At 67.0% G+C, this 26,136-nt stretch carries 24 protein-coding genes and 1 pseudogene; 16 read left to right on the top strand and 9 right to left on the bottom strand.

Translation table 11 applies throughout. The features are described from left to right. Positions 1-3: 3 nt before the first annotated feature. Positions 4-1,455 carry a DUF1501 domain-containing protein gene (locus FJ386_07530; protein MBM3876554.1) on the bottom strand — a complete coding sequence of 484 codons (1,452 nt, stop codon included), beginning with the start codon at positions 1,453-1,455 and terminating at the stop codon, positions 4-6. Between the two features lie 3 nt (positions 1,456-1,458). Beyond that, a complete protein-coding gene (locus tag FJ386_07525; GenBank protein ID MBM3876553.1) occupies positions 1,459-3,927 on the bottom strand; it encodes a DUF1553 domain-containing protein in 2,469 nt (822 codons plus the stop codon). A 222-nt stretch (positions 3,928-4,149) separates the two neighbouring features. Between FJ386_07525 and FJ386_07520 the strand changes: the two genes are divergently transcribed. The 5 genes from FJ386_07520 to FJ386_07500 all read left to right on the top strand — a co-directional run bounded on the left by FJ386_07520 (position 4,150) and on the right by FJ386_07500 (position 7,381). Further along, on the top strand, positions 4,150-4,287 hold the full coding sequence (locus tag FJ386_07520; protein MBM3876552.1) for a 50S ribosomal protein L34: 138 nt from the start codon (positions 4,150-4,152) through the stop codon (positions 4,285-4,287). Positions 4,288-4,292: 5 nt separating this feature from the next. Then, positions 4,293-4,664, top strand: coding sequence for a ribonuclease P protein component (gene rnpA, locus FJ386_07515; protein ID MBM3876551.1), 372 nt, complete (start codon positions 4,293-4,295; stop codon positions 4,662-4,664). Between the two features lie 10 nt (positions 4,665-4,674). Then, positions 4,675-4,965, top strand: coding sequence for a membrane protein insertion efficiency factor YidD (gene yidD, locus FJ386_07510; protein MBM3876550.1), 291 nt, complete (start codon positions 4,675-4,677; stop codon positions 4,963-4,965). 15 nt (positions 4,966-4,980) lie between these two features. Beyond that, positions 4,981-6,849 carry a membrane protein insertase YidC gene (gene yidC, locus FJ386_07505; GenBank protein MBM3876549.1) on the top strand — a complete coding sequence of 623 codons (1,869 nt, stop codon included), beginning with the start codon at positions 4,981-4,983 and terminating at the stop codon, positions 6,847-6,849. Between the two features lie 73 nt (positions 6,850-6,922). Continuing rightward, positions 6,923-7,381, top strand: coding sequence for a KH domain-containing protein (locus FJ386_07500; GenBank protein ID MBM3876548.1), 459 nt, complete (start codon positions 6,923-6,925; stop codon positions 7,379-7,381). 7 nt (positions 7,382-7,388) lie between these two features. Here the strand turns inward: FJ386_07500 and FJ386_07495 are convergent, their stop codons facing one another. Genes FJ386_07495 through FJ386_07485 form a run of 3 tightly spaced genes read right to left on the bottom strand, consistent with a single transcriptional unit; the run spans position 7,389 to position 10,354 of the window. After that, the gene (locus FJ386_07495; protein ID MBM3876547.1) at positions 7,389-8,783 is read right to left on the bottom strand and encodes an APC family permease; all 1,395 of its coding nucleotides are present in this window, start codon (positions 8,781-8,783) and stop codon (positions 7,389-7,391) included. Then, the gene (locus tag FJ386_07490; GenBank protein MBM3876546.1) at positions 8,780-9,028 is read right to left on the bottom strand and encodes a hypothetical protein; all 249 of its coding nucleotides are present in this window, start codon (positions 9,026-9,028) and stop codon (positions 8,780-8,782) included. The genes FJ386_07495 and FJ386_07490 overlap by 4 nt, the downstream gene beginning before the upstream one ends. Positions 9,029-9,061: 33 nt before the next feature. Then, on the bottom strand, positions 9,062-10,354 hold the full coding sequence (locus tag FJ386_07485; protein ID MBM3876545.1) for a tyrosine--tRNA ligase: 1,293 nt from the start codon (positions 10,352-10,354) through the stop codon (positions 9,062-9,064). Between the two features lie 114 nt (positions 10,355-10,468). Between FJ386_07485 and FJ386_07480 the strand changes: the two genes are divergently transcribed. The 3 genes from FJ386_07480 (at position 10,469) to folB (ending at position 13,394) form a co-directional block, all read left to right on the top strand. Then, complete coding sequence (locus tag FJ386_07480; protein ID MBM3876544.1) at positions 10,469-11,680, top strand: MFS transporter; 1,212 nt, start codon at positions 10,469-10,471, stop codon at positions 11,678-11,680. A gap of 75 nt (positions 11,681-11,755) precedes the next feature. Further along, the gene (locus tag FJ386_07475) at positions 11,756-12,832 is read left to right on the top strand and encodes an NUDIX domain-containing protein (protein ID MBM3876543.1); all 1,077 of its coding nucleotides are present in this window, start codon (positions 11,756-11,758) and stop codon (positions 12,830-12,832) included. A 1-nt stretch (position 12,833) separates the two neighbouring features. After that, complete coding sequence (gene folB, locus FJ386_07470; GenBank protein MBM3876542.1) at positions 12,834-13,394, top strand: dihydroneopterin aldolase; 561 nt, start codon at positions 12,834-12,836, stop codon at positions 13,392-13,394. A gap of 68 nt (positions 13,395-13,462) precedes the next feature. On the opposite strand, the gene FJ386_07465 is transcribed toward folB, so the two are convergent. Beyond that, complete coding sequence (locus tag FJ386_07465) at positions 13,463-14,848, bottom strand: hypothetical protein (GenBank protein ID MBM3876541.1); 1,386 nt, start codon at positions 14,846-14,848, stop codon at positions 13,463-13,465. A 135-nt stretch (positions 14,849-14,983) separates the two neighbouring features. On the opposite strand from FJ386_07465, the gene FJ386_07460 reads away from it, so the two are divergent. From FJ386_07460 to FJ386_07440, 5 genes are all read left to right on the top strand, one after another. Then, on the top strand, positions 14,984-15,766 hold the full coding sequence (locus FJ386_07460) for a polyprenol monophosphomannose synthase (GenBank protein MBM3876540.1): 783 nt from the start codon (positions 14,984-14,986) through the stop codon (positions 15,764-15,766). An 87-nt stretch (positions 15,767-15,853) separates the two neighbouring features. Beyond that, positions 15,854-17,113, top strand: a complete 1,260-nt coding sequence (locus tag FJ386_07455; GenBank protein ID MBM3876539.1) for a hypothetical protein — start codon at positions 15,854-15,856, stop codon at positions 17,111-17,113. Positions 17,114-17,278: 165 nt separating this feature from the next. Further along, positions 17,279-17,887 (top strand): sigma-70 family RNA polymerase sigma factor, encoded by a 609-nt coding sequence (locus tag FJ386_07450; GenBank protein ID MBM3876538.1) that lies wholly within the window; start codon positions 17,279-17,281, stop codon positions 17,885-17,887. A gap of 4 nt (positions 17,888-17,891) precedes the next feature. Next, positions 17,892-18,437, top strand: a complete 546-nt coding sequence (locus FJ386_07445; GenBank protein ID MBM3876537.1) for a hypothetical protein — start codon at positions 17,892-17,894, stop codon at positions 18,435-18,437. A gap of 3 nt (positions 18,438-18,440) precedes the next feature. Beyond that, positions 18,441-19,949 (top strand): RDD family protein, encoded by a 1,509-nt coding sequence (locus FJ386_07440; GenBank protein MBM3876536.1) that lies wholly within the window; start codon positions 18,441-18,443, stop codon positions 19,947-19,949. Positions 19,950-19,985: 36 nt separating this feature from the next. Here FJ386_07440 and FJ386_07435 read toward each other — a convergent pair whose 3' ends face one another. From FJ386_07435 to FJ386_07425, 3 genes and pseudogenes are all read right to left on the bottom strand, one after another. Continuing rightward, positions 19,986-21,443 (bottom strand): aldehyde dehydrogenase family protein, encoded by a 1,458-nt coding sequence (locus FJ386_07435; protein MBM3876535.1) that lies wholly within the window; start codon positions 21,441-21,443, stop codon positions 19,986-19,988. A gap of 75 nt (positions 21,444-21,518) precedes the next feature. Beyond that, the gene (locus FJ386_07430) at positions 21,519-22,724 is read right to left on the bottom strand and encodes a glycosyltransferase (GenBank protein MBM3876534.1); all 1,206 of its coding nucleotides are present in this window, start codon (positions 22,722-22,724) and stop codon (positions 21,519-21,521) included. Further along, positions 22,625-22,774 (bottom strand): annotated as a pseudogene (locus tag FJ386_07425) (pyrrolo-quinoline quinone). The gene FJ386_07430 and the pseudogene FJ386_07425 overlap by 100 nt, the downstream one beginning before the upstream one ends. Positions 22,775-22,960: 186 nt before the next feature. Between FJ386_07425 and FJ386_07420 the strand changes: the two are divergent. The 3 genes from FJ386_07420 to FJ386_07410 all read left to right on the top strand — a co-directional run. Further along, on the top strand, positions 22,961-23,827 hold the full coding sequence (locus tag FJ386_07420) for a dihydrodipicolinate synthase family protein (protein ID MBM3876533.1): 867 nt from the start codon (positions 22,961-22,963) through the stop codon (positions 23,825-23,827). A gap of 192 nt (positions 23,828-24,019) precedes the next feature. Continuing rightward, positions 24,020-25,180, top strand: coding sequence for an iron-containing alcohol dehydrogenase (locus FJ386_07415; GenBank protein ID MBM3876532.1), 1,161 nt, complete (start codon positions 24,020-24,022; stop codon positions 25,178-25,180). Positions 25,181-25,217: 37 nt separating this feature from the next. Continuing rightward, on the top strand, positions 25,218-26,136 hold a 919-nt coding region (locus FJ386_07410), incomplete at its 3' end, for an amino acid permease (GenBank protein MBM3876531.1).

Raw genomic sequence — 26,136 nt, 5'->3', positions numbered from 1 at the left:
GGCTCAGGCAAAGATTTCTTTCACGACGTGTCCGTGCACGTCCGTGAGGCGGAAATCGCGGCCGGCGTGGCGGAAGGTGAGCCGTTCGTGGTCGAGCCCGAGCAGCGCGAGCAGCGTCGCGTGCAGGTCGTGGATGTGGACCTTGTTCACCTGTGCGTAGTAGCCGTAGTCGTCCGTCGCTCCGTGGCGGATGCCGGGCTTCACGCCGCCGCCGGCGAGCCACATGGTGAATCCTTCCGGACTGTGGTCGCGCCCGTCATAAGCCGTGCCCTGCGAAGTCGGCGTTCGGCCAAACTCGCCGCCCCACATCACGAGCGTGTCGTCGAGCAGGCCGCGGGACTTCAAGTCCTTCAACAGCCCGGCAATGGGCTTGTCCACCTCGGCGGCGTTTTTCGTGTGGCCCTTGCGCAAGTTGCCGTGCTGGTCCCACTGCACGTCGCCGTCGCTGTGCGACACCTGGATGAACCGGACGCCGCGCTCCGCAAACCGCCGCGCCATGAGGCACTGCCGGCCGAACGGCGCCGTGACCGGGTCGTCGAGGCCGTAGAGTTGCTTCACCGCCGGGCTTTCGCCGGAAATGTCCTGCGCGCCGGGCATTTCGTTTTGCATCCGGAACGCGAGCTCGAACGATGCGATTCGACCTTCGAGCGCCGCGGCGTCGGCCGAGCGGCGGAGGTGCTCGCGGTTGATCTCGTTGAGGAAGTCGAGTTGCGCGCGCTGAAGGTCGCGCGGCATCGCGTCGTTCTTCATGTAGCGCACGGCGGCCTGGTCGGACGGCACGCTCGCGTTGCCGATGGGCGTGCCCTGGAACGGCGCGGGCAGGAACGCCGAGCCCCAGTTGTTGAGCCCGCCGTGCGCGAGTGTCGGGCAGATGGTGATGAACGCGGGCAGGTTCTGGTTCTCCGTGCCGAGCCCGTAGGCGACCCACGCGCCCATGCTCGGGCGCACGAAGTTGTCGCTGCCCGTGTGGAGCTTCAGGCACGCGCCGCCGTGCGCCGGGTTCGTGCCGTGGAGTGAGTTGATGAAGCACATGTCGTCCACGCACTGCGCGACGTGCGGGAAGAGATCGCTGGTCTCGATGCCGCTCTGGCCGCGCTTCTCAAACTTCCACGGCGACGCGAGGAGGTTTTCGGTCTTGGCGAACGTGACGCGCGGCTTGGCGAACGGCAGCGGCTTGCGGTCGTCACGCTGGAGCAGCGGCTTGTAGTCGAATGTGTCCACGTGCGACGGCCCGCCCTTCATGAAAAGGAAGATGACGCGCCGGGCGCGCACCGGGAATTGCGGCGGCCGCGCGGCGAGCGGGTTGGCGGGAATTGCGGCTTGCGGACCGCGAATTGCGGATTGGGCCGCGCTCTTGTCCGCGAGCAGCGCCGAAGCCGCGAGCCAGCCGAAGCCCGACGCCGCGCGCTGGAGCGCGTCGCGGCGGGAGAGGGATGCGACGGGGCGCGGTTTCATGGTTCAATTCAGATACACAAACTCATTCGCCGACAGCACGGCTTGGCAGAGCGCGGTCCAGGCCTGCGCGTGTCGCTGCGCGGCGTCAGGCTGCCGGTCTTCGACCAGCGAGGCGGCGCGGTCGAGGAAGACGAGTGACTTGCCAAGCTCGAGTCCCGACGGCGCCCGACCGTAGGCGAGCGAGTAGAGGCGCGCAACGCGGCGGGCGTCGTCGAACGAGCCGTCCGCGAGCAGGCCCGATGCGAGCTTGGCGGACGCCTGCTGCATGAGGTCGCTGTTCATGAAGAAGAGCGCCTGTGAAGGGACGGTCGTGGTGGCGCGGTTGCCGGTCTGCTGCGCCGGGTCGGGAAAATCGAACAGGTCGAACACGGGATACACGTTGTTGCGAATGACCGGCAGGTAAAGCGACCGGCGCAGCGACTGGTAGCCGGTCTCGTCCTTCGACGTGTGGTTGAAGACGAACTCGCGGTTCTTCTGCGGGATGGTCTTGCCGCCCATCGTGCGGTCGAGCAGTCCGCTGACGGCGAGCAGCGCGTCGCGAATCTCCTCGGCCTCGAGGCGGCGGGGAGGGAATAGCGAGAGAAGGCGTCCGTCGGCGTGGGCGGACGTGGCGCCGCCCGACGATTGTTGATATGTCGCGCTGAGCAGGATGAGCCGGTGGAGTTGTTTCACCGACCAGCCACTTTCGATGAAGCGGTGCGCGAGCCAGTCGAGCAGCGGCTGGTTTACCGGCCGCTCGCCGAGCTGGCCGAAGTTGTCCGTGCTCGCGACGATCCCCGTGCCAAAGTGCCAGCGCCAGATCCGGTTGACCATCACCCGCGCGGTGAGGGGATGCTCCGCGCTCGCGAGCCAGCGGGCGAGTTCGAGCCGTCCGCTCTGCTGGTCGCCGAGCTTCTCCTCGCGCGCGCTCATGACTTGCGGGAAGCGCCGCGGCACTTCGCGCCCGGGTGTGAGCGGGTTGCCGCGGATGAACACGGGAAACGCCTTCAAAATGTTGGTCGCCTCGGTCACGCCCATCGTGCTCGGCAGTTCGGGCGCCGATTTCTCGAGCCGTGCGAGTTCGTCGCGCAACTTCGTCAACGCCGCCGTTGTGTTCGTCGGGTATCGGCTTTCAGGCTGCGGTGGCAGCGCGTTCGTGTTGAGGCTTGCGAGGAGCGCCTTGTTCGCCTCGGCGACGGCGTTGGTGACGGCGAGCTTCTGCGCGGCGATGAGTTTCTCGTGCGCCTCCTTCGCCGCGAAGTCCGCCGGCAACGCAACGAGCGGCTCGTGCCATTTGGCGATGGTCTTGAGGTCGTCCATCGTGCGCGTGCTCTTGAAGATCGCGGTGAGCGCGTAGTAATCGTCGGTCGGCAGCGGGTCGAATTTGTGATCGTGGCAGCGGGCGCAGCCGAGCGTCATGGCGGTGACGGCGCGGCCGAGCGTGTCGATCTGCTCGTCAATGAGGTCCATCTCGAGCTTCACCTTGTCCGGTTCGGCGAGGAGCTTCGGACCCATCGCGAGGAAGCCGAGCGCGGTGAGCCGCTCGTGGCGGATCGTGGTGCTCGCCGTCGGCGGCAACAGGTCGCCCGCGATCTGCTCGACCAGGAACTGGTCATAGGGTTTGTCGCGGTTGAACGCGTTCACCACGTAGTCGCGGTAGCGCCACGCGTTGCCGTGCGCGACGTTTTCGTCGAGGCCGTTCGAATCCGCGTAGCGCGCGACGTCGAGCCAGTGCCGTCCCCACCGTTCGCCGTAGTGCGGGGATTCGAGCAACCGCTCGACGACCTTCGAGAACGCGTCCGCCGACTTGTCCGCGAGGAAGTCGTCCATCTCCTGGGGCGTGGGCGGAAGGCCGGTGAGATCGAAGGTGGCACGGCGCAGCAACACGCGGCGGTCCGCGGGCAATGAAGGCTTCGCGCCGTGTTCCTCCAGCTTCGCGAGGATGAACTTGTCGAGCGACGACTTCGCCCACGAGGAGTTTCGAACTCGGGGCACGGGCGGGTCCTTTGGCGGTTGGAACGCCCAGAACTTGCGTCCCGCCGCGATGTCGATCGGCCGCGGCGCCGTTGCGCTCGCGGCCGCAGTGCGGGGATCGGGCGCGCCCATCCTCACCCACGCCTCGAGGTCCTTGATGAGCGCGTCGGAAAGTTTGGACTTCGGCGGCATCTGGAATTCGCTGTCCGCGTAACGCACGCCGAGCACGAGCTTGCTCTTGTCGGGCTCGCCCGGGACGAGCGCGGGGCCGGAATCGCCGCCCTTGAGCAGCGCCTCGCGTGTGTCGAGCCGCAGTCCGCCCTTGGCTTTCTTTGAAGCCTCGCTGTGGCAGTCGTAGCAATGCTCGACAAGAATCGGCCGGATGCGTTTCTCGAAGAATTCGTAGTCCTGCGCCGCCGCGGGGGAGGCGGCGAGCAGGGCGCTCGCAAGCAGTGCGGACGCGGGCCCGGTGCGTGACCGTCTGGCGTGGTTCGGAGAATCAATGACTGCGGAGCGCATGAAAGACTGGTTTGCGGATACTCTGCCGCGTCGAACCCGTCGGCGCAATCCCGCGAAATCGCGCGGTGCGTGGCGTCGGGAGGACGACACGATTTCGACTTGTGCTTGCAAAGCCTATTCATGGCCGCTGGCACGCTTGACACTCCCATCGCCACTGATACCTTTCGCGCTCCGCGATGACGGAAGGTTGAGCCTCGCGGAGCCGCCAGCCGATTTGAACCCATGAAACGCACCTATCAACCGTCGAAAATCCGCCGCGTGCGGCAGCATGGTTTCCGCGCGCGCATGTCCACCAAGGGCGGGCGCAAGATTCTCGCCAACCGGCGCCGCGTGGGCCGCAAGCGTCTCACGGTGGTTTGATCCTCATGCCCGCCGGCCCGACACCGCGGCGCAGACTTCCGCGTGAGCGACGGCTCCTGACGGGCCGCGATTTCCTGCGTCCCAAAGCCGTGGGACAGCGCGTCGTCCGCGGCTGCCTCGCGCTCAACTGGATCGAGCGTCCCGACCTGGCCACGAGCCGGGTCGGCGTGGTGACCAGCCGGAAGATTGGCCAGGCCACGGTGCGCACTCGCGCGCGGAGGCTCATGCGGGAGGCGTTTCGATTGCACCAGCATGAAATCGTGCGACCTGCGGACCTCGTGCTCGTCGCGCGGCCATCCATCGTCGGGCGCAAGCTCGCGATGGTGGAAGCCGACCTGGTTGCGGCGTTGAAACAGGCGCGGCTATGCACGTGTTAGGAGTCCCGATATGAACGTTGTCCAGCACGCACTCGTCCTCGCGGTCCGAGCCTACCAACGGCTCGTGTCGCCCGCGCTCGTGGCGTTGTTCGGACACGCGTGCCGGTTCGCGCCGAGTTGCTCGGCCTACGCGATCGAGGCGGTGCGGCGACACGGTGCCCTTCGTGGCGCGTGGCTCGCGACGGCGCGGCTCGCGCGATGTCATCCCTGGGGCGGTTGCGGACACGACTCCGTTCCCGAGACCGCCCCGCCCCGCGCGGCCCGCGTTTCGCGCGTGGCGGGCGCGATGCTGCCGCGCTGACCGGACTGATTCTTCATGGACCGCAAATCGCTCATCATTCTCGCCGTCTCGTTCCTGGTCATCATGCTCTGGTTTGAGCTGGTGAAGAAGTGGTATCCGCCGGCGGATCCCTCGGCGCTTGGGACAAATGCCGTTGCCGGCGCGACCAACGTCGCGGGCGGAGTCACGAACACGGGAGTTCCCGCGGCGACGAACACCACCGCGATCACCCCGCCGCCGGCCGCGCCCAACACGCCCGCTTCCCCGGTCTCTTCGGCGCTCGCGCACGTTTCCGTTCCAGTCGTCGCCGCGCGAGAGCAACTCGAGGTGCTCGACACGCCCGACGTGCGCTACACGTTCACGTCGCACGGCGGCGGGCTCAAGCTTGTGGAGTTGAAGCGCCACCGGGAGTCCGTGGCGTGCTTCCGCGGCGAGCAGGACACGAACAAGTTCGCGTCGCTCAACACACAGGCGCCGGTGCCGGCGTTTGCGCTGATCGGGAACGACGCGTTGCAGGATGGCGCGCCGTTCAAGCTGACGCGCACCGCGACGGGCTTGATCGCGGAGAAGCAGCTCCCGAGCGGCCTTGTGATCGCGAAGGAGTTCACGCCCTCGAGCAACTACCTCCTGCGCGCGACGATGCGCCTCGAAAACCGCGGCGCGACGCCGCTGCTTCTGCCGCCGCAGGAGTGGGTGTTCGGCACGGCCACGCCGATCGACCTGCATGATCAGGGCTTGCTGATGGGCACGCGGTGGTTCAACGGGAAGAAGACCGAGGATGTCGGCACGGGCTGGTTTGCCAACAGCACGCTCGGGTGTTTCCCCGGCACGCCGCGGCCGACTTACACCGGAGGCGCGAGCAACGTTTCGTGGGCGAGCGTGCACAATCAGTTCTTCAGCATGCTGGCGATCACGCCGACGAACGACGCCGCCGCCGAAGTCGTGTCGCGACGGGTGCCGCTGCCGAAGCCCGCGCAGGCGCTGCTCGCCGAGGACTCCAAGATCGTCGCCGAGCCGCACGGTTTCCAGACCGCGCTGCTCTTCGGCATCACGACGCTCGCCCCGGCCGGCGCGTCCAACAGCCTCGTCACGCGCGAGGTCACGCTGTTCACCGGGCCGAAGGAATACCACCTGCTCGCGCGGCTGGCGCACCAGTTCAAGAACGAGATGGACCAGGAGATGGGCTTCGGCGGCTTCTTCGGCTTCTTCTCCAAGGGCCTGCTCCTCGCGATGAACGGGCTCAACCGGTTTGGTTTTCCCTACTGGCTATGCATCATCACCATCACGTTGATCATCAAGCTGCTGTTCTGGCCGCTCACCGCCGCGAGCACCCGGTCCATGAAGCGCATGCAGGAATTCCAGCCGCAGATCAAGGCGCTCCAGGACAAATACAAGGACGACCCGCAGCAGCAGCAGCGCAAGATGATGGAGTTTTGGAAGGAGCACAAAATCAACCCCATGAGCGGCTGCCTGCCGATGCTTGTGCAGATTCCCGTCTTCATCGGGTTTTACCAGATGCTCCAGAGCGCGATTGAGCTGCGCGGCGAGCGGTTCCTTTGGGCGTGCGACCTGTCGCAAGCCGACACCGTCGCGACCGTGGCCGGATTCCCGATCAACCCGCTGCCGATCGTCATGGCCGCCACCATGCTCTGGCAGGCGCGCCTCATGCCGCCGTCGCCCGGCATGGACCCCATGCAGCAGAAGATCATGAAATACATGCCCCTCATGTTCGTGGTCATGCTCTACACCTTCTCCGCGGGCTTGACGCTTTACTGGACTGTGCAAAACCTGTTAACCATCGCGCAGACCAAATACACCTACGCGAAGGACGCGAAGGACAAAGCCGCCGCCGCCGCCGCCGCCGCCGCGCCAGCGCAGGCTGCGCCCAAGAAAAAGAAGCAGTGACGCGCCGGTTGGCGCAGTGCGACAGTGCGACAGTCGCGAACCGCGGAACCCGGAATTCCAAACCGACACGCCCATGTCCACCCAACCCAAGGCCACGCTCGAGCAACTCCTGAAACACCTCGGCTTCGAAGCCACCATCGAGGAGCAACCCTACGACGGCGGCGTCATGCTCAGCGTCGCCGCCGACGAATCCAGCCGGCTCATCGGACGGCAGGGCCAGACCCTCGGCGAACTCCAGTATGTGCTCAACCGGCTGCTGTTCAAACTCGACCCGGCCGCCCCGAAAGTCACCGTGGATGTCGGCGGCTTCCGCGCACAGGCTCGCGATGCGTTGCTCAAGCGCGCCAAGGATGCCGCCGACAAAGTCCGCAAGTGGGGCGACATCGTCGAACTCGAGCCGATGAACGCCTACGACCGCCGCCTTGTCCATCAGGCCCTCAAGGACGATCCCGACATCGAGACGCAGAGCATCGAGGTCGAAGGCACGGACAAGAAGGCGATGCTCCTCAAGCCGAAGAAAGCGTCGCAGTAGTCTCGCGCTACGCCGCGAACGGCCACGTTTTCTTCGCCTTCGACCAGAAGAAGAACGCGACGACCCCGGCGACGAGTGTCGAAAGGCCGAACACGATCACCTTCCAATCCGACGTCGCGAAGAGGAACAGCCAGCCCGCCAGCGCGACGAAGCACGGCAGCGGATACAGCCAGATGCGATACGGTCGCGCGAGGCCCGGCTGCGTCCTGCGGAGCAGCATCACCGCGCCGACCTGCCCGACGAACTGCACCAGGATGCGCATCACCAGCAGCGCCTCGATCACCGTCATCAAGTTCACAAAGCTGCACAGGATGGACACCGCGCCGATGAGCAGCAGCGACACGTGCGGGAAATCCTTCGACGGATGCAGCCTGCCGAACGCGGAGAAGAAATCCCCGTTGCGCGCCGCCGCATACGGGATGCGCGAGTAACCGAGCATCAGCGCGAACACGGACGCGATCGCCGTCCACAGCACCATCACCGTGAACACCGCCGCCGGCTTCGCGCCCCACAGCCGCTCGACAAACATTGAGGCGACCGGGTCGGGCGGATCCTTGGCCGGCACGAATTCGCGCCAAGGCACCACACCGATGAGCGACAGGTTGATGGCGAAGTAAATCGCCGCAACCGTCACGAGGCTCAGCAGCACCGAGCGCGGGATCACGCGGCCAGGGTCCTTCACCTCGTCGCCGATGTAGCAGACATCGTAGTAGCCGAGGTAGTCATACATCCCCACGCGCGACGCCGCGCCGAGGCCGAACACGAAGCCGATCGAGAAATCAAACGCGCCCGGCGGAAAGTCGAACGCGAGCTTCGGGTCAAAGTTCATCGCGCCGCCCGCGACCACCACGCCGACCGTGAGCATCGTGCCGGCCCACAGCGTCACCGTCAGCTTGCCGATCGTGCCGATGCGCCGGTAAAGCAGCGCCACCACCAGCGCGGCGACCAGCGCGGCGACGCCCTTCGCCATCCACTGATGATCGGCCTGCCGCAGCGGCGGATACAGGAAGCCGAGATACTGCGCGAAGCCGATGCAGCCCGACGCGATTTCCAGCGGCCCGCTCAGCACGAACTGCCAGATGAACAGGAACGCCATCAACCGGCCAAGCTTCTCCCGGCCGAAGCCCTCGCGCAGGTAGTGATACGTGCCGCCGGAGCCGGGCATCGCCGCGCCCAGTTCGCTCCACACCATGCCGTCGGGGATGGCGATGAGCAGCGCCACAAACCAACCGAGCATCGCCTGCGGCCCGCCGCCGTTCACCGCCGACATCAGCGCCGGGATGGTGATGAACGGCCCGATGCCGATCATGTTCGACATGTTCAGCGCCGTCGCCTCGAGCATCCCGAAACGCCGGTGCAGGTGCGGCGTGGGCGCCGAATCGGTCGGGCCGGGCGGGTTCATCGCGGCGCGGGCGCGGGGTTCACGGGCGGTGCGTTCGTGGCCTGTGCCGGCGCGGGCTTGGGCTTGATCCACTTCGGCTTGCCCTTGGCCAGCAGCAGCAGCACGACGACGAGCGGCACGATGAATGCGACCACGAAGATGAACAGCACGAACACGCGAAACCCGCGCGACGGCAGCGGCGCGCTCCTGGACGGCGGCGGGATGAACTTCTCGTCGGGCTCCATCGCGTGGGGCAGTTTCAGCACACCCCGGCCGCGAAGTCGAGCGAACAGCCTGCGCTACACCGCCGTCACCGCGGCATAGTTGCGCTTGCCCTTTCGCAGGAGGACGTGTTTTCCGAAGTTCAAACTGCTCCGCGTCACGGTCGCGTGCGCATCGGGCTGCCGCACGTTGTTCACGTAGATGCCGCCGCCTTCGATGTCCTTTCGCGCCTGCCCCTTCGACGTGCACAGTCCCGCGTGCTGGAGCAATTCGATGAGCGGCACCCCCGCGCCGTCGAAGCGCGCGGCGTCGAGCGACTTCGACGGCACTTCGCCGACGATCTCCGCGAACGTCGCCTCGCTGATGCCTTCGAGGCCGCCGCCGAAGAGAATCTCGCTCGCGCGCTGCGCCTCGCGAGCCGCGTCCTCGCCATGCACGAGGTCCGTGACCGCCTTCGCCAGGGCTGTGTGGGCTGCGCGCGCGCCGGGATTGCCCGTGTGTTCCCGCTCGAGCGCATCAACGTCGTGGTGACCGAGAAACGTGAAGAACTTCAGGTAACGCACCACGTCGCGGTCGTCCGTGCGAATCCAGAACTGGTAGAAGCGGTAGACGCTCGTGCGCCGCGGGTCGAGCCACACGGCGCCGGCCTCGGTTTTGCCGAACTTCGTGCCGTCGGCGTTCGTGAGGAGCGGCAGCGTGAGCGCAAACGCGTGCCGACCGAGCTTCTTGCGGATGAGGTCGATGCCCGCGGTGATGTTGCCCCACTGGTCGGAGCCGCCGATTTGCAGCTCGCAGCCGAGGTCGCGGCAGAGCACGTAGTAGTCGAACGCTTGCAGCAGCATGTAGCTGAACTCGGTGTAGCTGATGCCCGTCTCGCGGTCCTCCATCCGCGCGCGGACGGATTCCTTCGCGACCATCTGGTTTACGGAAAAGTGCTTGCCGATGTCGCGCAGGAAGTCGAGGTGGCCCACGCCTGCGGTCCAGTCCGCGTTGTCCACAAGCCGCGCGGGATTGTTGGCGGGCGTCTTCGCGGCGTCGAACTCAAGCAGCCGCGCGAGCTGCGGCTTCACGTTCGCAATGTTCGCGGCGAGCGCGTCCTTGGTGAGGAGCTGCCGCTCGGCGGACTTGCCGCTCGGGTCGCCGATGCTGCCCGTCGCGCCGCCCGCGACGGCGATGGGACGATGCCCGCAAAGCTGGAAGCGCCGCAGCGCGATGAGCGGGACGAGGTTGCCCGCGTGCAGGCTGTCCGCGGAGGGGTCGAACCCGCAGTAGAGCGTGATCGGTCCGGCTGCGAGCCGCGCTTGCAACTGTGCGGCGTCCGTGCAATCCGCGACCAGCCCGCGCCACTGTAGGTCTTCGAAGATGTTCATGAACACGCGAAGTTTCGCGACCCGCCACGGAGCGGACAAGTGGAAACTCGCGCGGAATCCTTCTCGCCGCGACCGTCGCCCGCCGCTAGGCTCCGCCGCCTTGATGTTGACGTGATGAAAAAACCGTCGCTGCTCGTGCTCTTCCTCGCGGTGTTCATGGACCTCGTGGGGTTCGGAATCGTGCTGCCATTGCTGCCGGTATACAGCCGCGACTTCGGCGCGCCGGGGGCGCTCATCGGGCTGATCATGGCGAGTTACTCGATGATGCAGTTCCTCTGCACGCCGCTGTGGGGCCGGCTGTCGGACCGCATCGGGCGGCGGCCGGTGATGCTCATCAGCACGGCGGGCGCGACGGGTTCGTATGCGCTGTTCGCGTTCGGGTCGGGGATGGCCGGCACGGTGGCCCTCGCGGTGCTGCTCGGCTCGCGCATTTTCGCCGGGCTGTTCGGCGCGAGCATCACGGTCGCGCAGGCCTACATCGCCGACATCACGCCGCCGGCGGAGCGATCGAGGCGCATGGGGTTGATCGGGATGGCGTTCGGGCTGGGATTCATCCTTGGCCCGGCGATCGGGGCGTTCGCGGCGAAGAAGTTTGGCATCCGCGGGCCGGGCTTCGTGGCCGCGGCGTTGTGCGCGGTGAACTTCTTCCTCGCGTGCGCGCTGCTGCCGGAGAGCCGCAAGCCGGGGTCGGAATCCGTCCCGCAGCGGGCGCACCTGAGCCAGTGGCTGCACACGCTGCGAGCGCCGCGCGTGGGGTTCATGATCGGGCTTTTCTTCCTCGCGACGTTTTGCTTCACGTGCTTCGAGACGACGCTCGGCCTGCTGGTGGATGTGAATTTCCACTTCGATGCGAATCAAGTCGGCTACTTGTTTGCGTTCGCGGGAGCCATCGGCGCCTCCGTGCAGGGCGGGGGAATCGGGCGGCTCGTGCGCAGGCTCGGCGAGCCAAAGCTGATCACGGTGAGCCTCGTTCTCGTGGCCGCGGGGCTCGCGCCGCTGCCCTTCGCGACGAGCTTGCCGGTGCTGCTCGTGGTGCTGGCGCTGCTTTCCATCGGGTCGAGCCTCGCGCGTCCGCCGATCTTCGGGCTCATTTCGGCGCTGACGCCCGAATCGGAGCAGGGCGCGACGCTGGGCATCGCACAAAGTGCCGGGAGCCTCGCGCGGATCGTGGGCCCGATTTTCGCGGCGAGCCTGTTTGACCTGCATCACTCGTGGCCGTATCTCATCTGCGCCGGGATCGCGCTCGTCGCCGCGTGGCTCGCGTGGGCGAGGTTGTGCCGGGGCGGCGAGGGCCTCGCGGTCGGCAAGTCGCCGGACGCGGGGTGAGTCCCGGGGCCTCAAAAGACTTCCTGAAACCGCTCCGTTCCGGCAACGTCACGCGAGCCACTCATCGTTGCCCGCATGATCCGCAACATCATCTTCGACTGGTCCGGCACGCTGGTGGATGACCTGCCCGCGGTCTGGCGCGCGACGAACTTCGTCTTCGAGCAGGCGGGTCGCGAAGCGCTGTCGCTCGACCGGTTCCGGTCCGAGTTCTGCCTGCCGTTCACGCCGTTTTACGAGCGGCACCTGCCGGGCGTCGCGATGGAGCAACTGGAGTCGTGGTTCCACGCGCGCTTCCGCGAGGTGCAGGACACCGTCGAGCCGCTGCCGCACGCCCGCGACTTCCTTGCGTGGTCGCGCGAGCGCGGGATGCGGACGTTTCTGCTGAGCACCGTGCACCCTGATCACTGGCAGGTGCAATCGGCGCGGTCGGGGCTCGGGAGTTTCATCGACCGGCCTTACACCGGCGTGCGGGACAAGCGCAAGCTGATCCACCAGATTCTCGCCGAAAACGGGCTGGCGGCGCGCGAGACGATTTTCATCGGCGACATGGAGCACGACGTCGTGACGGCGAAACACGGCGGCATCGGGTCCGTCGCCGTGCTGACGGGCTACAACCACCTGCATCAACTGCGCGCGGCGGACCCCGACGTGATCGTCGAGCACCTCGGCGAATTGCGCGCCCTGCTCGAGCGCGGTGGCATGGCGCTTCATGCGTCGCACACGACCTCACATCGCGACGACCGCATGCCCGTCTCCACCGTCGGTGCGCTGATCTTCGATGCATCGCGACGCGTGCTGCTGGTGCGGACTCACAAGTGGTCAAACCTGTGGGGCATTCCCGGCGGCAAGATCAGGTGGGGTGAGCGGTCCGAGGACGCGTTGCGCCGCGAGTTGAAGGAGGAAACGAACCTGGACGTGTCGGGCATCCAATTCGTGATGGTGCAGGATTGCATCCACTCGAAGGAATTTTGCCGCGATGAACATTTCCTCCTGCTCAACTACACATGTCACGCGGCAGGCACGGGCCCGGTGCGGCTCAACGACGAGGCGCGCGAGTTCTGCTGGGCGACAACCGACGAGGCGATGGCAATGGACTTGAACCGGCCGACACGAGTCCTGCTCGAGGCCGTGCGTCGCGGCATCGCGGACTAGCATGCGGTCGAACCCGAAAATCCCGGACCGGCTCGGCGAGGGGAAGGCGCCGCGCGCCCCGGCCGAGCCGCCGCCGAACGCCGAGCCAGCGCCCGTGATTCCCGAGGGGCCGCCCGCCGAACCCGCGGAACTCGCGCCGGCGTCGAGCAAGGGTTCCGCAACGGTCCATTTCTCCCGGCTCGCGAAGGCTGAACGCGAATTGCCCGCGGCCGACCGGATCATTCTCCACGACGTCGAGGTCCACTATCACGTCGGCGTTCCAGACGAGGAGCGGTCGAAGCCGCAGCGGCTGCTGATCTCCGTCGAGTTGACGAGCGATTTCACTGCCGCGGCCACCACGGATTTTTTGGCCACCACGATTGACTATCAGCGCGTGTATGAGCGGGTGCTGCGCTTTGGCGATGGCCGGGCGTGGAAGCTGATCGAGAAGCTCGCTTACGACATCGTGTCCGACTTGCTGAAGGAATTCCCGGCGCAGGAGGTGACTGTGGAGGTGAAGAAGTTCATCCTCAAGAAGGCGCGTTACACGGCGGTCCGGGTCACCCGGCGCCGGGCGGTGTAAGGAGAGGGAAACCAAGGCCGGCCAGCCGCCGCGGTTTCAGACCTGGAACTTCTGAGTTCGTCCCACCCTCACGGTCTCGTTCTCGGCACGGGTGTGAAGATCGGCACCAACGCCTTCGCCGCCGAGATGGGCTTGCCGCCGTTCTCCATCACGAGGCCCGCCGCGTATCCGCTGATGTAAGCCGTCGAGGCGGACGTCCCGCTGACCACGTAGTTTTTCCCGGCGTAGTTCACGACCTGGCTGTCGGGCGCAGCGACGTCCACAAACGTGCCGCGGTTCGCGTAAGGCGCGATGGCGCCGGAGCGGTCGCGCGCGGTGACGGCGAGCACTTCGGGATACGCCGCGGGATAATTCGCCGATGTCGTCGGCTCGTTGCCTGCGGCCGCGGTGAACAGCACGCCGCGGTTGAAGCCTTCCTTGATGACGCGGTGCAGCAGCGGGCTGTCGCCGGGGCTGCCGAGCGAGAGGTTCACGATGGACGCGCCGCCGTTGACCGCCTCGGCGACGCCCTTCGCGACTTCGAAGGTCGTCGTCGACGGTGAGTCCCCATAAACGTCCACGGGTTGGATTCGCATCTGGGTCGTCGTCGAGTCCGTCGAGCGGTCCAACCCGCGCAAGATGGTCTCAGCCATCGAGGTGCCGTGCGTCGGGAACGTGCCGCCCTGCGTGGATTCGCCCGCCACGGAGATGGTCGGGAGGATGAAGTCCCGGTAGGGCGAAGTGAGCGATTGCACCGGGGAATCCACGAGCGCGACGATGAACCGGCCGGAGTCCGGTCCCGCGCCGGGTTTCACGCCAAGTCCGGGGGCGACCACGCCTGCGGCGGCGGGCGCGTTCGGATCCGCCGGGCGTTGCACGGGATAGTTGTTTTCGACGGCGACGCTGTCGTTGCCGAGCAGCGCGGAGCGCGCGGCACTTGCGGCGGCCTCGTCGCCGAACTGCAATCGAAATGCGCCCAGCTTGTCCGCGCGGCCGGCGACTTTCGCGCCGAACCGGGCGGCGAGCTTGTCGACGTCCTCGCCGCTTCCGGGCCGGAGCATGACGATGAGTTCGTCGGGAATGCGCTTGTCGTCGCCCGGCCTGGCGCGCGGCTTGACGCGCTGCGTGGCTCCGTCGCGCGAGGTGTGGTAGACGAGCAGTTTGTCCGGGCCGGATTGTTGCGGCACGAGGCCGAAGCTCAAGTCGCCCAGCAACCGGTCGAGCGCCTGACCCGGCGGGAGTTTTTGGAAACGCATCGTCACGGGCTGCTTGAGCTGCGTGCCGGGCTCGACGAACACCTGCCAGCCGGTGGCGCTGGCGATGTGCTCGAGAAGTTGCGGCAGTTCCCAGCCGCGGATGTCGGCGTCCACGCGGTCCTGCGTTGCGCGCCACACGAAGGAATCCGCCGCGCCCGCCGCGCGCACGAACGTGAGCACCGCGGCCGCGAGCAACAGCAGTCGGGTGTGTGGCTTCATCGCGTCGGATGTTACACCCCGTTCAACGCCGTGGCGATGAAATGGTTTGCGCGATCCGCGCGGAGATTCGCGCGGAGATTGCGCCTTGAAGTTTGAGCGGCGCTTGGCTTCCCTCTGTCTCACGGAAGCGCAAGCATGAGCACGGGCAAAACCCTCGTCGTCGTTCCCACCTTCAACGAGAAGGACAATCTCCTTCCGCTGGCGGCGCGCGTGCTCGGCCTTCCCGTGCCTGTGGACATGCTCGTGGTGGATGACAACTCGCCGGACGGCACAGGCAGGCTCGCGGACGAACTTGCGGCGAAGCACCCGCAAATCCACGTGCTGCACCGGCAGACGAAGGACGGCCTTGGCCGCGCCTACATCGCGGGCTTCAAGTGGGCGCTCGAACGCGGCTACGAGTTCATCCTCGAGATGGACGGCGACTTCTCGCACAGCCCGGATGACATCCCCAAATTCCTCGCCGCCGCGCAGCACGCGGACCTCGTGCTCGGCTCGCGCTATTGCAATGGCATCCGCGTCATCAACTGGCCGCTCACGCGGCTCATGCTCAGCCTCGGCGCGGGCAAGTATGTCCGGCTCATCACCGGCATGCGCATCAGCGACCCGACGGGCGGGTTCAAGTGCTTCCGCCGGCATGCGCTCCAGGCGCTCGACCTCGAGGCCGTCCGGTCCAACGGCTACAGCTTTCAGATCGAACTCACGCACAAACTCTGGCGCGACGGGTGGACGATTGCCGAGGTGCCGATCATTTTCACCGACCGCTTTCTGGGCACGTCGAAGATGTCGAAGAAGATCGTGCGCGAGGCGCTGTGGATGGTCTGGAGCCTGTGGCTGCAGCATGGATGCCGCCGTTCGCCCCGGCCGAAGCCTGCCGCGCCCGCCGTGAAGCCCGAGTCCGCCCGCGCGCCTTCCGGGTGACGCCGCGTGCCGCGGCCGGCGTCAGAGATTTCATCGTGTTCCCGGGCGCCGCATGAGTTTCATCGCCCCGCACCACTGAATCCCGCCATGCAAACCACCCGCCGCCACTTCATCGGACAACTCACCGCCACCGGCGCCGCCGCGCTCACCGCTCGCGCGTTCGCCGCGGACGCGCCGACCAAGCGCATCGCCGCGATCGTCACGCATTACACGCACAACTCACACGCGGACGTGATTGTGAGCCGCCTGCTCCAGGGCTGGAACCTCGACAAACAACCGCCCTTCCCGAGGCTCAGGTTGGTCAGCCTGTTTGTGGATCAGGTTCCGCCGAACGACATGAGCCGCGCGCTCGCCGCCGAGCACGGCTTCAAGATTTTCCCGACCATCGCCGAGGCGCTCACACTCGGCGGCAAGGACCTTGCGGTGGACGGCGTGCTGCTCATCGGCGAGCACGGCACATATCCGCGCAGCGACACCGACCAGATCATGTATCCGCGCCGGCGGTTCTTCGAGGAGACCGCAACGGTCTTCCGGCGCACCGGAAAGTCCGTGCCCGTCTTCACCGACAAGCACCTTGCATGGAATTGGGAGGACGCGAAGTGGATGTATGACACCGCGCGCGAGTTGAAGGTGCCGTTCATGGCGGGATCCTCCGTGCCTGGCACGTGGCGGCGCCCGGCGCTCGAGATGAAACTCGGCGCGCGCGCGAAGGAGGCGATCGAACTGAGCTACGGCCCGCAGGAGGGCTACAGTTACCACGGCCTCGAGGCGATGCAGGCCATCGTCGAGCGCCGGCGCGGCGGTGAAAGCGGCGTGCGGTCCGTGCAATTCGTCGCGGGCGACGAAGTGTGGAAGGCCGGCGCCTCGGGCCGCTTCGACCTGAGCCTGCTCGATGCCGCCGCGAACGCGCGCGAGGCGAAGGGCCGGTTCAAGGGCGAATTCAAGGACGCGCTCAAGCCGACGGCGTATTTCATCGAGCATCTCGACGGATTCAAGTCGCTGCTCCTGCACGACACCGGTTCGGCCAACAGCGAGTGGGTCACCGCGTGGAGCGAGGAAGGCCGCAAGGAGCATCAGGCCACCGTGCATTACACACAGGAGGCGAGGCCGTTCGCGCACTTCACCCTGCTCACGCAGGGCATCGAGCGGATGATCTTCAGCGGCAAGCCCACGTGGCCTGTCGAGCGCACCCTCCTCGTCACCGGCGTGCTGGCGGCGGCGTTCCAATCCCGCAAACAAGGCGGCGTCCGCCTCGACACCCCGCATCTCGCGATCAGCTACAAGCCGACGTTTGAGTGGAAGGCGTTGCCTCCTCCTCCTCCGAACCGTCCGATGCACGGACAGTAGGGACGAAGGGAATCTTGGTTTGAATCGTGCCGCGGGCCGGCGGGGCATGAACTCATCCGCCCTCCACGGCGTCGAGCCGATGCCCGCCTTCCTCGAATTGCCCTGCAACTTCTTTGCCGGGCGGGTGTGCTTGAGGTAGCTTCGCCCCGTCCCGGCGGGACAACGATGCCCGACATCGGCGAATTTGAGACGTTCATGCGCAACCACCAGAACATGGTGTTCAGCACCGCCGTGCGCCTGCTTGGAAACGAGCCGGACGCCGCCGACATTTCCCAGGAGGTTTTCTTGCGCGCGCACGAGCACTTCGACGACCTGCGCGCGAGCCCTTCCGCGGGCGGCTGGCTCCGCACGGTCGCGCGCAACCTCAGCCTCAACCACCTCCAGCGCTACCGCGCGCGGTGGAGGTTTTTCAGCGAGCTCGGCAGCGAGGACGATGACCGTGACTTCGCGTCCAACGTCCCCGCGCCCGACGCAGGCGGGCAGCCGATGGACGAGGAACAGGAGCGCGCCGTCCTCGAAGCCGCGCTTCGCAAGCTGCCGTCCTCGCAGCGGGTGCCGCTCGTGCTCTACCACTTCGACGAGTTGAGCTACGAGGAAATCGCGCGGCAACTCGGCGTGTCACTCAGCAAGGTCAAGACTGACATCCACCGCGGCCGCGCCGCGCTCCGGCGCAAGCTGCGCTTGAGCGAGGAGGGCGAACTTTCCACGGGAGTCTCCGCTCCGGGAGTCGCCGGTCCGGACCTGCTTCGCACCGGCGCGGTGCAACTGATTTGAGTTCATGGAACCAGCCACTCCCAACCCGCGCCGCGCCCCGCTCGCCGAAAGCCTGCGCTCGCTGCCCGAGGTGACGGCCCCGGCGCAAGTCGCGTCACGCGTGCTCGCTGAAGTCGAGGCCCGTCGTTCGCTCGACACGAAGCTCCGCGCGCTGCCGCCGCTTCATGCGCCGGATTCGCTCGCGGCCGGCGTGCTCGCGGCCATCGAGCGCCGGCAGCGCCCCGCGTGGTGGCAGCAATCGTGGTTTCTATGGCCCGCCGCCGCGCGCGCGGCCTCGGCGCCGCTCGCCGTCGCGGTGCTGGCCGTCGTCGGCTGGCTTGCGGCCGGGGCATTGCAATCGGCGACCGCGGGAACAACCGGGACCGCGGGCTGGTTCGCGCAAACGTCCGCGGGTGAGTTCCTCGCGGTGCTGGCGCGCGCGCTTGCCGCGATCGCGCGCAGCGATTTCGCGCTCATCCTTTTCGCCGGCGGGATGCTTCTCTCGACCGTGTATGTGAGCGCGCTCACGCTCGGCGCGCTTTGCTGGCGGCTCGCGCGCCTGCGGCGTTGAGTCATGCGCCCGCGGTGTTTCACCCTTCGCGCGGGGCTTCTCGCGGCGTGCCTGCTCGCGTTTCTCCCCCGAGCTCACCCGCAAGCCGCGCCGGAAGCGAACCGTTCGCGCGAGGAAACCCGACGCGAGCTCCGTCATGGGATGCTTCGCGTCCGGTCCGCTCCCGGCGAGATCGTCCGTGTCGGCAAGGATGTTGTCATCAAGGAAGGCGAAACCGTCGGGGACGTTGTCGTGCTGATGGGCGACGCGAGGATTGACGGCGAAGTGGGCGACCTCGTCGTGATTCTCGGGACGGCAACGCTCGGCCCCGCGGCGCGAATCCGTCGTGAACTCGTCGTGCTCGGAGGCGACCTCCGCGCGGACGCGAAGGCCGAGGTGGCGCGCGAGGTGTTTGTGCTCGGCGGGCAGATTCACGCGCCCGAGGACGCGCTCATCCGCGCGCGCGCACGGGTGCACAAGGGCTTCGACTTCTCCGGGTTCAAGTGGTTCGAAGACTGGCGGACGGAATTCCCGAAGCTGCGCATGGGCGTGGACTGGGTGACGCACGGGCTGTTGCTCGGACGTCCCTTGCCACCGTCGCTCGGATGGGTTTGGTGGGTCGTCGCGGCCATGCTGTTCATTCACCTGCTGCTCGCGGTGATTTTTCCGAAGCCCCTCCAATCATGCGTGGACGCGCTGGACCGGCAGCCCGTGGGGTCATTCTTCGCGGGGCTGCTCGCCGTGGTGCTGTTCGCCCCCGCGATGCTGCTGCTCGCGTTCACCGGCATCGGCCTGCTTGTCGTGCCGTTCCTCGTGTGCGCGCTCGCGCTCGCGATGCTGCTGGGCAAGGTCGCGGTGTATCGCTACGCGGGCCAGCAGGTTGGGCGGCAACTGGGCGTCGCCGCGTTGCAATCCCCGCTGGTCGCGCTGCTCGCCGGCGCGGCGGTGCTGCACCTGCTTTACATGATCCCGGTGCTGGGGTTCCTGGCGTGGGGCGGCTTCACAGTGCTCGGCATCGGCAACGCGGTCGTCGCCGCAGTGGGCGGCATGCGGCGCGGCGATGCGCCTCGCGCCCCGGTGGAACATCCAGCGGTCGCCGCGCCGGGCTCGACGCCTCCACTCATCCAGCAGGCGGGCGCGTGGCCGCGCGCGGGTTTCTGGCGCCGGCTGCTCGCGATGGGGCTCGATGCAATGCTCGTGCTTGGAGCGGTTTTGCTGGTGACGGCAGTGACGCGATCCCAAGCCGTGCCTGTGCTTCTGCCGCTCGGTTGGTTTGTGTATCACGTCGGACTTTGGACTTTGGCCGGCTCGACCGTGGGCGGGATGGCACTGCGGTTGAAGCTGGTCCGCGAGGATGGCCGTCCGCTCGGGTTCGCCGTGGCACTCGTGCGGGCGCTGGCAAGCGTGTTCTCGGCGCTGGTGTTGTTTGTGGGATTCTTCTGGGCGGGCTGGAGCCGCGCGAAGCGCTCGTGGCACGACCACATCGCGGGAACGATTGTGGTGAAAGTGCCGAGAGGTGTGACGGTGGCGTGAGCGCCACGACGGTTTCTGATGGGACCTGTCCGGGCCTCACGCCGAGTAATCCAGATAAACGGTCTTCATCCGCGTGTAAAAATCCACCGCGCCCGCGCCCTGCTCCTTGAAGGAGTCGGTGCTCGACTTCTTCACCCCGCCGAACGGCGCCTGCAAGGCAAGGCCGGTTGAAATCTGATTCACCTTCACCACGCCCGCCTGGATGCGCTCGGTGTAAAGCATCGCCTTCTTCAAGTCGCGCGTGACGAGGGACGCGCTCAGCCCCACGTCCACGCTGTTTGCCACCGCGAGCGCGGCGTCGAAGTTGTCCGCTTCGATGATGCCGACGACGGGTCCGAACACTTCCTCGCATGCGATGCGCGCCGATGGTTTGACGCCCGTGAGCACGGTCGGTTGCATGAAGTGGCCGTGGGCGAAGTCACCGTCCGTGAGCCGCCGCCCGCCGCACGCGATCGTTGCGCCCTCGGCGACGGCAAGGTCCACGTAACCGAGATTTGTCGCGAGCTGCTGCTTGCTTACCGCGGGCCCCATCGTCACGCCCGCCTTCAAGCCGTTGCCCGCGACGACGGCGTTTGCCTTTTCGACCAGTTTCGCGGTGAAGGCGTCCGCCACCCCGCGCTCGACGATGACGCGGCTCGTCGCCGTGCAGGCCTGGCCTGTCAGCCCGAAGCCCGCGATGGCCACGAGCCGCGCGGCGAGGTCGAGATCGGCGTCCGCGAGGACGATGGTGGGATTCTTGCCGCCCATTTCCATCTGCGCGCGCGCCATGCGGCCGGCAAGTTGCCGGTAGATTTGCGAACCGACGCTGTGCGAGCCGGTGAACGAGAGCGCGACGACGGCGGGATTCGTCGCAAGCTCGCCACCGACCGCGCGGCCTTCGCCGATGACGAGGTTGAGCACGCCTTTCGGGAGGCCCGCCTCGGCGAGAATCTTCGCGAGTTCGCAGGACATCGCGGGCGCCTGCGACGCGGGCTTTAGCACGACCGCGTTTCCACTGACGAGCGCGGGCGCGAGCTTCCACGCGGGGATGGCGATGGGGAAATTCCACGGCGTGATGAGCGCAACGACGCCGAGCGGTTCGCGGCGCGTATAGAGCAGTTGGTCCGGCAAATCGTGCGGGATGGTCTGCCCGCCGAGTTGATAGCCGAGCGCGCCGAAGAAACGGAAGATGTCCGCCGTGCGCTGCACTTCGCCGGTGGACTCGGCGAGCGTCTTGCCTTCCTCGCGCGTGAGCAGTTCGGCGAGTTCGGCCTTGCGCGCCTCGATCAGTTGCGAGGCCTTGCTCAACACTCGCCCGCGTGCAACGGGCGTCTGCGCGGCCCACGACGGGAACGCGGACGTCGCGGACGCGATCGCGGCGAGCGCATCGTCGCGACTGCTCAACGGATATTGCGCGACAGTCTCGCGCGCGTCCGCGGGGTTGAAAGTCTGCGTGGTCTGTCCGGACGTGGCGGCGGTCCATTCGCCGCCGATGAAGTTTTGATAAGGGCGCACGCGCTTGAAGTAGCAGGAAGCCGCACTCCGGGGAAGCGAACTTGCAGGTCCGGGCCGGGCGCGCCGGGCGGCAAACTACGACGTGATTCCCGCGCCGGGCGTGGTCGGCTTGGCCGGGCCCTGCGTTGCGACCTGCGCGCTCGCGGCCTTGCGCTCGGCCACTTCCTTCGAAGTGAGCGGCACGGGCGCGCGAAGGGTGCAGTAAATCCAGGCATCGAGCGGGCGCAGCCAGCGGAGCACCGGCCGGAACGGTGAATGAATCAGCCGCAGCCTCACGACGGACAGGAACATCGTGAGCGAGACGCGGAAGAGCGAGGATGTGACCTTGGAGCCGATCTTGTCCGTCCACTCGGTCGGGATTTCGAGGACTTTGAAGCCCGCGCGCTTGAGCGAGTAGAGGAGGTTGACGTCGAACGCGAGGTCCGCGATGCGGAGCGAGTCGTGGATCTTCTGAGCCGCCTCGCGCCGCATCACCTTCGCGGGGCATTGCGTGTCCTGGATGTGCATCCAGAAAAGCGACTCGACGATGAGATGAAAGCACCGGCTCGTAAAGCGGCGCACCCACGTCTGGCTTTGATGCAGCACGGCGCCGCGGAGCCAGCGTGAGCCGACCACGCAGTCCGCGCGACGGCCGTCGCAGAGTTTCGCGAGTTCGTGAAACGCGTGCGGGGGGGTCGCGCCGTCGGCATCCACGTAGCCGATGAGGTCCGCGGTGGGGGCGAGGCGAAGCCCCTCGATGAGCGCGCCGCCCTTGCCGATGGGCGCGGGGAAGTTGTCGGCGCTGACCTCGGGAAAATCGAGCGCGACGCGTTCGACGACACCGAGCGTGTTGTCGCGGCAGCCGTTGAGCACGACGATGAGGCGGAACTTGCCGTTGTAATGCCGGCGAAAATGTTCCGCGTAATCGCGGAGCACGGGCTCGATGCGTTGCTCCTCGTTGTAGGCCGGGATGAGCACCAGCAGGCTTGGAACGGGCTCGGTCACAGGGCGCGTGTGTATCAGAAGCCGCGGGCGAAGTCGAACGGGTTGGTGGCGGGCGCGCCGATCGTCAGCAGCATCGGGCCGTTGTAAAGGCTCGTGAGGAAGTGCGGGTCGCCAAACTGCCGCGGCGCCGGCACGGTGAGCCCGGGGCGGACTTCGAACGGGACGGACCAGTTGACCTTGCCGGTTTCCGGGTCGAGCGCGACCGCGGGCCCGGCGTGACCGGCGCCGATGGGTGTGCGCCAGCGAACTTTCGGCCCGCTCGCGGGGAACTTCTCGATGATGCCGGGGGCACGCCACACACCGTCGCGTCGCGGCCCGGGCCATTGCGGCCAGTCGTCGGCGCGAAGCTCTCGATCATCCCCGGCGCGGCCGAGTTCGCTCTTCCAAAGCTCCCGCGCCCGTGAGAGTTTCGCCGCCCGATGAATCGCGCGCCCCTGACCCCTGAAACCCTTCGCGGGGTTTTCGCCGTGCCCCCGCTGCCCCGCCGGAACGACACGCGACGCTTGATCGAGTTCAGGGAATGCCAACGACTCGTGCAGCACATCGCCTCGGGCGGGATCACGCGGTTTCTCTTCGGCGGCAACGCGTTTCTCTACCACCTCCGGCACTCCGAGTTCGAGGTGCTCTTCGACTGGATGACCGCGGCGCCCCAGGACTGGTGGATGATCCCGAGCGTGGGCCCGAGCCACGGCCGGCTCATGGACCTGACACGGTTGCTGCGCAAGCACCGTTTTCCTGCCGTCATGCACCTGCCGTGCAGCGACCCTCGCGACGCGGCCGGACTCGAAGTGGGCCTGCGCGAGTTCGCCGAGGCGAGCGAGACGAAACTCATTCTCTACCTCAAGGAGGAAAACAGTTTCGGTGCCGACAAAGACGCCGGGCTGGACGCAGTCGCGCGCCTCGTGCGTGACGGGGTTTGCGTCGCAATCAAGTATGCCGTGGTGCGCGCGAATCCAGCCGAGGACACCTACCTCGCCGCGTTGCTTGAGCGGGTGAAGTCGAAGTTTGTCATCAGCGGCATCGGCGAGCGCCCGGCGGTGTGCCACATGCGCGACTGGAAACTGCCGGGCTTCACCACGGGTTCCGGTTGCATCGCGCCGCGGCCTTCGCAGGACATCTTCGAGGCGTGTTCGGCGGGCGATTTCGACAAGGCTCAGGCCATCCGCGAGAAGTTCATCGCACACGAGGATCTCCGCGACCAATGGGGCCCGGCGAAGGTGCTGCATCACGCGGTCGAACTCTCGGGGATCGCCAAGACCGGTCCCACGCCGCCGTTCCTCTCCGTGCTGAATGCGCAGCAGCAGGAACAGATTGCCCCGGTGGCGCGCGCTCTTGCGGAAGCGAACGCGGCCGCGATGCCCCAGCAGCCGGCGGTGGAACCGGCGGTGACCGCCGCTTGAAGTGGCGCTCGTCGCGGGACGATGGGCTCATCCTCGAACCGCCGCGCCGCGCGGCGTGAGGCAGTCCAGCAGAAACGTCCCTCCAACGAGGCCGAGCATGGCCGCGCGAACCAGCGTTCACCTCGGCCGTGGTGCGGCACTGGATTCGAATTCGGCGTGCGCGGCGCGGCCTCGCCTGACATTGTTCAGCGCATGAGTTCCGCGGTCGCGACGTTTTCATTTCCGACGACGACGCTGTTCGGCGCCGGCGCTCTCGGGGAATTGCCCGCCCGGCTCGCGAAGCTCGGCGTGCGCCGGCCGCTGGTGGTGACGGACAACGGGTTGCTCGGCACCGACGCCTTCCGCCCGCTCGCGCAGGTGCTCGGCGTGCCGGCGCAGGGGGCGAACTGGTTCCTCTACTCCGGCGTGCATCCGAATCCCATCGAGTCCGACGTGCGCGAGCCGGCGGCGCTGTTTCAGGACAAGCACTGCGACGGCGTCCTCGCCATCGGCGGCGGCAGCGCCCTGGACGCGGGCAAAGCGGCGCGGCTGCTCGTGAAGCGGCCCGGCTTCGACCTCGCGAAATTTTACGACGAGCCGGACTGGTCGGGCCTCGTGCCGTTCATCGCGATCCCGACGACCGCAGGCACCGGCAGCGAGGTGGGCCGCAGTTCCGTCATCACGCTCGACGCCACGAAGCGCAAGGCCGTGCTCTTCCATCCCGAACTGCTCGCCAAGCTCGTCATCCTCGACCCCGAACTCACCGTCGGCCTGCCGCCGAAGCTTACCGCCGCCACCGGCGCGGACGCGCTCACGCACTGCCTCGAGAGCTTCACGTGCCCCGCGTTCCACCCGATGTGCGATGGCATCGCACTCGAAGGCATCCGGCTCATCGTGGACGCGCTGCCCCGCGCGGTGCGTGGCGGCAAGGACCTCGACGCGCGCGGCAAGATGCTCGTCGCCGCCGCGATGGGGGCGGTCGCGTTCCAGAAGGATCTCGGCGTCGTCCACTCGCTCGCGCACCCGCTCTCAAACATCTGCGGCCTCCACCACGGCCTCGCGAACGCCCTCTGCCTTGTCGCGAGCATGAAGTTCTGCGCCGCGCGCAAACCCGGCCTCTATCGTCGCGTCGGCGTCGCGTGCGGCTTGGAAGTGATGAAGTGTCCGGACCGCGAGGCCGACGAACGCACCATCGCCTTCATCGGGGAATTCCTTGCGAGCATCGGCCTGAACACCAAGCTCCGCGATCACGGCGTGAAGCCGGAGCACCTCGACGCCCTCGTCGCCCAAGCCTGGGACGACCCGTGCCACAGGACCAACGCGGTTCCCGTGACGGAGGCAGACTTGCGAACCCTCTACGAAGCCTCGATGTAGCCGCCCTCCTTACGCCTTACGCATTACGCTTTCCACCATGCCCTCCGAGCACCACCCCGACGACGAGAAGCTGCTCCGCCAGCTCGGCTACGAACAGGAGCTGTCCCGCCGGATGAGCGGCTTCTCGAACTTCGCCATCTCCCTCTCCATCATCTGCATCCTCGCGGGCGGCATCACGTCGTTCCACGTCGGCTTGTGCAGCGCGGGCGGGGCGAGCATCGGATTGGGCTGGCCGCTGGTGTGCCTGTTTTCACTCTGCGTGGCGGCGACGATGGCGCAGGTGGCCAGCGCGTTCCCGACGGCGGGCGGGCTGTATCACTGGGGCAGCATCCTCGGCGGTCGCGCGTGCGGCTGGGTGACGGCATGGTTCAACCTGGCCGGCCTCATCACCGTGCTCGCGGCCATCAACGCGGGCACTTACGACTTCGCCACGGCAGCCTTCGACGTGCCGAAGGAAGTGAACACCGACATCACTCGCACGATGGTCATCGTGCTGATGACGCTCTCGCAAGGGCTGCTGAACCACTACGGCATCCATCTCACCACGCGGCTCACGGATCTGAGCGGCTACTTGATTCTTGGCGTGGCAACGGTGCTCACCGTCGCGTTGCTGCTCGCGACGAAACACTTCGAGTGGGCGCGGCTGTGGACGTTCGAAAACTTCAGCGGACTGCCCGAGGGCGGCGCGGTGTTCCCGAAGCAGGACAACTTGATGTGGCTCTTCGCGCTCGGCTTCCTGCTGCCTGCCTACACCATCACCGGCTTCGACGCCTCGGCACACACGAGCGAAGAGACTGTTGGCGCGGCGCTGAACGTGCCCAAGGGCATCGTGCGTTCCGTGTGGGTGTCCGGCGTGTTCGGCTGGGTGATGATTTGCGCCATCCTGCTCGCGATGCCCTCGGTGAAGGGGGGCGTGGAGCAGGGCGCGAACGTGGTGCCGTGGACGATGAAGGCCG

The organism is Verrucomicrobiota bacterium, from assembly GCA_016871675.1.
Lineage (GTDB): Bacteria > Verrucomicrobiota > Verrucomicrobiia > Limisphaerales > VHCN01 > VHCN01.
The sequence above is the reverse complement of the archived record's forward strand: the minus strand, read 5'-3'. Positions and strand labels throughout refer to the sequence as shown.